Here is a 4,327-nt window from a genome sequence, read left to right as displayed (position 1 = left end):
GCCCGGCGCGATCGACTGCACGGTCGAGTTCACCTCCCTCTCGAAGACCTACTCGATGGCGGGCTGGCGGATGGGCTTCGCGGTGGGCAACGAGCGCCTGCTCGCCGCACTGACACGCGTGAAATCCTACCTCGATTACGGCGCCTTCACGCCGATCCAGGTGGCAGCGACGGCCGCGATCAACGGCCCGGATTCCTGCATCGCGGAGATGCGCGCGATCTACAAGAAGCGGCGCGACGTCATGATCGAGTCCTTCGCCAAGGCCGGCTGGAAGGTCCCTGCGCCCTCGGCCTCGATGTTCGCCTGGGTGCCGATCCCCGACCGGTTCAAGGAACTCGGCAGCCTCGAATTCTCGAAGCTCCTCGTCGAGAAGGCCGATACGGCGGTGGCGCCGGGGATCGGCTTCGGCGAGCACGGAGACGAGTACGTCCGCATCGCCCTCGTGGAGAACGAGCAGCGCATCCGTCAGGCCGCGCGCAACATCCGGCGCTTCCTGGAGACGTCGGACCGCACGCTCCACAACGTGTTGCCGATGGCCAAGGCCGTCTGAACGGATCGGGCATCGGAACGCCGCTCGATCATGTTGCGGCGGGGCGACAGGCGGCGGCAAAGCGGGGCCGTACGGTCATCGGCGCTTGTCAGGCGCCGGTCCCGTCCGCAAGGCTCAGAGCGATTGTTTCGCCACCTGCGTCCCGAGGGTTGCATGCGCCGCCTGAACCTGCTCGCCGCCCTCCTGCTCACGGGCGCCGCCGGCGCCTGCGCGCCCAACCCGATCATCGCCCGCGACCCGGTTCCCGCGCCGGGACCCGAGGTCGGCTACGTCTGCGATTCGCGAGCCCTCGTCCTCAACGCCTTCCAGACCCAGTGCGACCCCGTCGCCCGGGAGCCGCAGGTGGTCCTCCGCTCGAAGGGCTGAGGCGCTGGGACCGAGCCGTCGGGGCGCTCGCCGCACCGGACGGAGCGGCCGGAAAGCCCATCTCACCGGCCATCAAGCGGGACGACCGGCCCCGTGCACGGAGACCACGCGTGACGATCATCCGCCCCCTCTTCGCCGCCTGCCTTCTCGGCCTGCCGCTCGCCGCCCCTCTCGGTGCCGCCGCGCAGGGCGTGCCGACCTACTACATGGGCGAGCCAGGCCCGACGGTGCTGGAGGTCGATCCCCTGACCGGCCGACCCACGGCGCCGCCGTGGCGGCAGGATCTGCTGGCGGTGCCGGCCCTGCCCGTGCCCCACGTGATGAACGGCGGCGGCTTCGGGATCACCGGAACCGCCTATTACAACGACAGCGACACGGAGGGGCGCCTCGGCGGGCGCCGCCAGCGGCGCGCCTTCGTGCTGGTGCCGGCTCCGGTCCCGCCGCTCGTCGCGCGCTGAGGCGCGGGCGCCCGATCCGGGCCCGTCAGGATTTGTTCGGATCGTGGCCCCAGTTCATCAGGGACATCCGCCAGGCGGAATCCGGATCCTGACGTGACTTGCCGCCCTGCGCGAGGTGGCGGTGGACGTAGGAGACGACCTTGCGCATATGGGCGTAATCGTCGTCGGTCAGGTCGGCCCGCTTCCTGTCCTTGATCTCGAGGATGCGCCGCCCCTCCCTGTGGCCGGTGGACTCAGCCCCGTCCGTCTTCTGTCCGACCGCCTGGCTCGCCTCGCTGTCGAGGTGCTTGCGGAGCGCGGCCGGCGTCATGTTCACGGCCTCGTTGAAGGCCTCCCAGGTCTTGGCCCGGTCCTCGGCCTCCTCGCTGCTCGCCTTCGCCATCCCGCCAAACTCCCTGCGGCTTCCATCGTGCCTACCAACGCGCGGGCGCGGCTCGGTTCCGGGGACGGGGCGTCGCAGGGCGGGCGCCGTTTACAGGCCGGCGCGGGGCCGGTATCAGGCCCCTCCACAATCCGCACCATTGAGTGAACCCCTAGATGCGCGCCGAGATCGAGCAAGCCTCGGATGCCGCCAAGCAGTCGATCGGACTGCTGAGGAGGCATCTTTGACTGGGATACCGTCGAGAAACGCCTCGCGGAGCTGAACGCGGCTTCCGAGGACCCGGAACTCTGGAACGATGCCGAGGCCGCGCAGAAGGTGATGCGCGACCGGACCCAGCTCGACGAGGCGGTCTCCGCCATCAAGCGGCTGGAGCAGGACCTCGAGGACGCCCAGACCCTGATCGAGCTCGGTGAGGCCGAGAACGACCAGGCCACGATCGAGGAGGGGGAGCGCGGGGTCCGCGCCGTCGAGGCCGAGGCGGCGCGTCGCCAGATCGAGAGCCTGCTCTCCGGCGAGGCGGACGGCTTCGACACCTATCTCGAGGTTCACTCGGGCGCCGGCGGCACAGAGAGCCAGGACTGGGCCAACATGCTCCAGCGCATGTACGCCCGCTGGGCCGAGCGCCGGAAGTACAAGGTCGAGATCGTCGAGTGGTCCGATGGCGAGGAGGCCGGCATCAAGGGCGCCACGCTCCTCATCAAGGGGCACAACGCCTACGGCTGGCTCAAGACCGAGTCCGGGGTGCACCGCCTCGTGCGGATCTCGCCCTACGATTCGAGCGCGCGGCGCCACACCAGCTTCGCGAGCGTCTGGGTCTATCCGGTCATCGACGATCGGATCGAGATCGAGATCAAGGAATCGGATTGCCGGATCGACACCTATCGCTCGTCCGGCGCCGGCGGCCAGCACGTCAACACGACCGACTCGGCGGTGCGCATCACGCACAACCCGACCGGCATCGTGGTGGCCTGTCAGCAGGAGCGCTCCCAGCACAAGAACCGGGCGACCGCCTGGAACATGCTGCGCGCCCGCCTCTACGAGGCCGAACTGAAGAAGCGCGAGGAGAAGGCGAATGCCGAGGCCGCCGCGAAGACGGATATCGGCTGGGGTCACCAGATCCGGAGCTACGTGCTGCAGCCCTATCAGCTCGTGAAGGACCTGCGCACGGGGACACAATCGACGAGCCCGGACGACGTGCTCGACGGAGACATCGACCCGTTCATGGAGGCCTCGCTCGCCCAGCGCCTCTACGGCGGCGCCGACGCGGTCGAGGACATCGACTGAGGAACGGGGCGCCTGGGCCCCGCTCCGGCGCTCAGGGCGCGTTGAATTGCCACGCGTCGAGGTCGGCGCCGGCCCTGAGGAAACGTTGCGGATCGACGGGCTCCCCGTCGATCCGGGTCTCGTAATGCAGGTGGCTCCCGGTCGAGCGGCCGGTCGACCCGACGCGGCCGACGACGTCGCCGGCCCGCACCCACTGGCCCGGCGTCACGGCCAGGCGCGCCAGATGCGCGTAGCGCGTGACGACGCCGTGGCCGTGGTCGATCTCGACCATGTTGCCGTAGCCGCCCGCCGGTTCGGCGGCGGTGACGTGCCCCGACGCGGTGGCGCGCGCGGGCTCCCCGAATTCCGCTTTGAGATCGAGCCCGGTATGGAGCGCGAGCCCTCTGGTGAAGGGGTCGAGACGCGTGCCGAAGGCGCTCGACAGGCTGAACGCGCCGAGGATGGGGCGGCGCAGCGGCAGGTCCGCGGCGATCCGGCGCAGACGCTGCTCGTCGCCGCGCGCCCGCTGAGCCTGGGCGAGCGCCAGGGCGAAGGGGTCGCCACTGACCGGCACGAGCGGGCCGCCGAGACCGGCCGCGGGACGCTCCAGGCGGTGCGGTTCGAGGCCGGTCCGGGCGACGAGATTGCGCAGGCGCTCGGCACCGCGCCCGGCCCGAGCTGCGATGCGGCCGAGGCTGCGCGTCTGCGCCTCCGTGAAGCGATCGAGCGTCCGCTCCAGCCAGGCGAGCCGGATGCCGGCGTCGCGGGCGGAGCGGCGGCCGGGACCCCCGTCGCCGGGGCGGAGTTCTCGATCGAGCGGACCCGCGTCGGGCAGCGCACCGGTCCGGGACGGGTCGGGCACGCCATCGCCGACAAGGTCCGCGATTGCCGCCTGTCGGCGCTCGAGCCCGGCCTGACGGTCGGTCAGGGCCGAGAGGCGGCTCTCCACGCCGTCGATATCGGCGACGCGCTGGGTGGCGGCGCGGTCGAGGCTCGCCTGCAGGTCCAAGATCCGGGCCTCGTAGGCGGCGCGCATCGCGACCTGCCGCTCCACGAAGCGCGCCAGCACGGTGTCGTGGAAGACGAGGACATAGGTCGCTGCCGCGGCCCAGAGCGTCGTGACGACGAGGCCGATGCCGAGCGCGATCCGTCCGGCGCGGAGCGGCGAGGTGGCGGCCCGAAAGGTGAGTGGCATCGAAACCGACCGGCGAGGCGAGCCGGCATTAGGCAACGATCAAGGTTAACGAACCGAGAAGGAAAGGTCAGGGAAGGCGGCGCGCCCGGCGGGCCATGCCCTCGCGAGACAGG

The 4,327-nt window shown here is 70.8% G+C and carries 6 protein-coding genes; 4 read left to right on the top strand and 2 right to left on the bottom strand.

Annotated elements, in window-relative coordinates; genetic code table 11:
* The 3 genes from E1J50_RS25780 to E1J50_RS25770 all read left to right on the top strand — a co-directional run.
* A partial coding sequence (locus E1J50_RS25780) for an aminotransferase class I/II-fold pyridoxal phosphate-dependent enzyme (protein ID WP_132257089.1) occupies positions 1 to 550 on the top strand: 550 nt, incomplete at its 5' end.
* 153 nt (positions 551 to 703) lie between these two features.
* Positions 704 to 916, top strand: a complete 213-nt coding sequence (locus E1J50_RS25775) for a hypothetical protein (RefSeq protein WP_132250407.1) — start codon at positions 704 to 706, stop codon at positions 914 to 916.
* 110 nt (positions 917 to 1,026) lie between these two features.
* Entirely contained in the window at positions 1,027 to 1,374 is a 348-nt protein-coding gene (locus tag E1J50_RS25770; protein ID WP_132257087.1) for a hypothetical protein, read from the top strand.
* 25 nt (positions 1,375 to 1,399) lie between these two features.
* On the opposite strand, the gene E1J50_RS25765 is transcribed toward E1J50_RS25770, so the two are convergent.
* Positions 1,400 to 1,756 carry a DUF3140 domain-containing protein gene (locus E1J50_RS25765; protein ID WP_132257085.1) on the bottom strand — a complete coding sequence of 119 codons (357 nt, stop codon included), beginning with the start codon at positions 1,754 to 1,756 and terminating at the stop codon, positions 1,400 to 1,402.
* Between the two features lie 155 nt (positions 1,757 to 1,911).
* On the opposite strand from E1J50_RS25765, the gene prfB reads away from it, so the two are divergent.
* Positions 1,912 to 3,040, top strand: a protein-coding gene (gene prfB / locus E1J50_RS25760) for a peptide chain release factor 2 (RefSeq protein ID WP_132257083.1) whose coding sequence is annotated in 2 segments (ribosomal slippage) — positions 1,912 to 1,980 and positions 1,982 to 3,040 — 1,128 coding nt in all. Because the reading frame shifts where the segments join, the coding sequence is not laid out codon by codon here.
* Positions 3,041 to 3,071: 31 nt separating this feature from the next.
* Here the strand turns inward: prfB and E1J50_RS25755 are convergent.
* Positions 3,072 to 4,214 carry a M23 family metallopeptidase gene (locus E1J50_RS25755; RefSeq protein WP_132254479.1) on the bottom strand — a complete coding sequence of 381 codons (1,143 nt, stop codon included), beginning with the start codon at positions 4,212 to 4,214 and terminating at the stop codon, positions 3,072 to 3,074.
* Positions 4,215 to 4,327: the final 113 nt, after the last annotated feature.

The organism is Methylobacterium segetis (assembly GCF_004348265.1).
In the GTDB taxonomy this organism is placed as follows: Bacteria; Pseudomonadota; Alphaproteobacteria; order Rhizobiales; family Beijerinckiaceae; genus Methylobacterium; species Methylobacterium segetis.
This window is presented reverse-complemented; position numbering and strand designations above follow the sequence as displayed.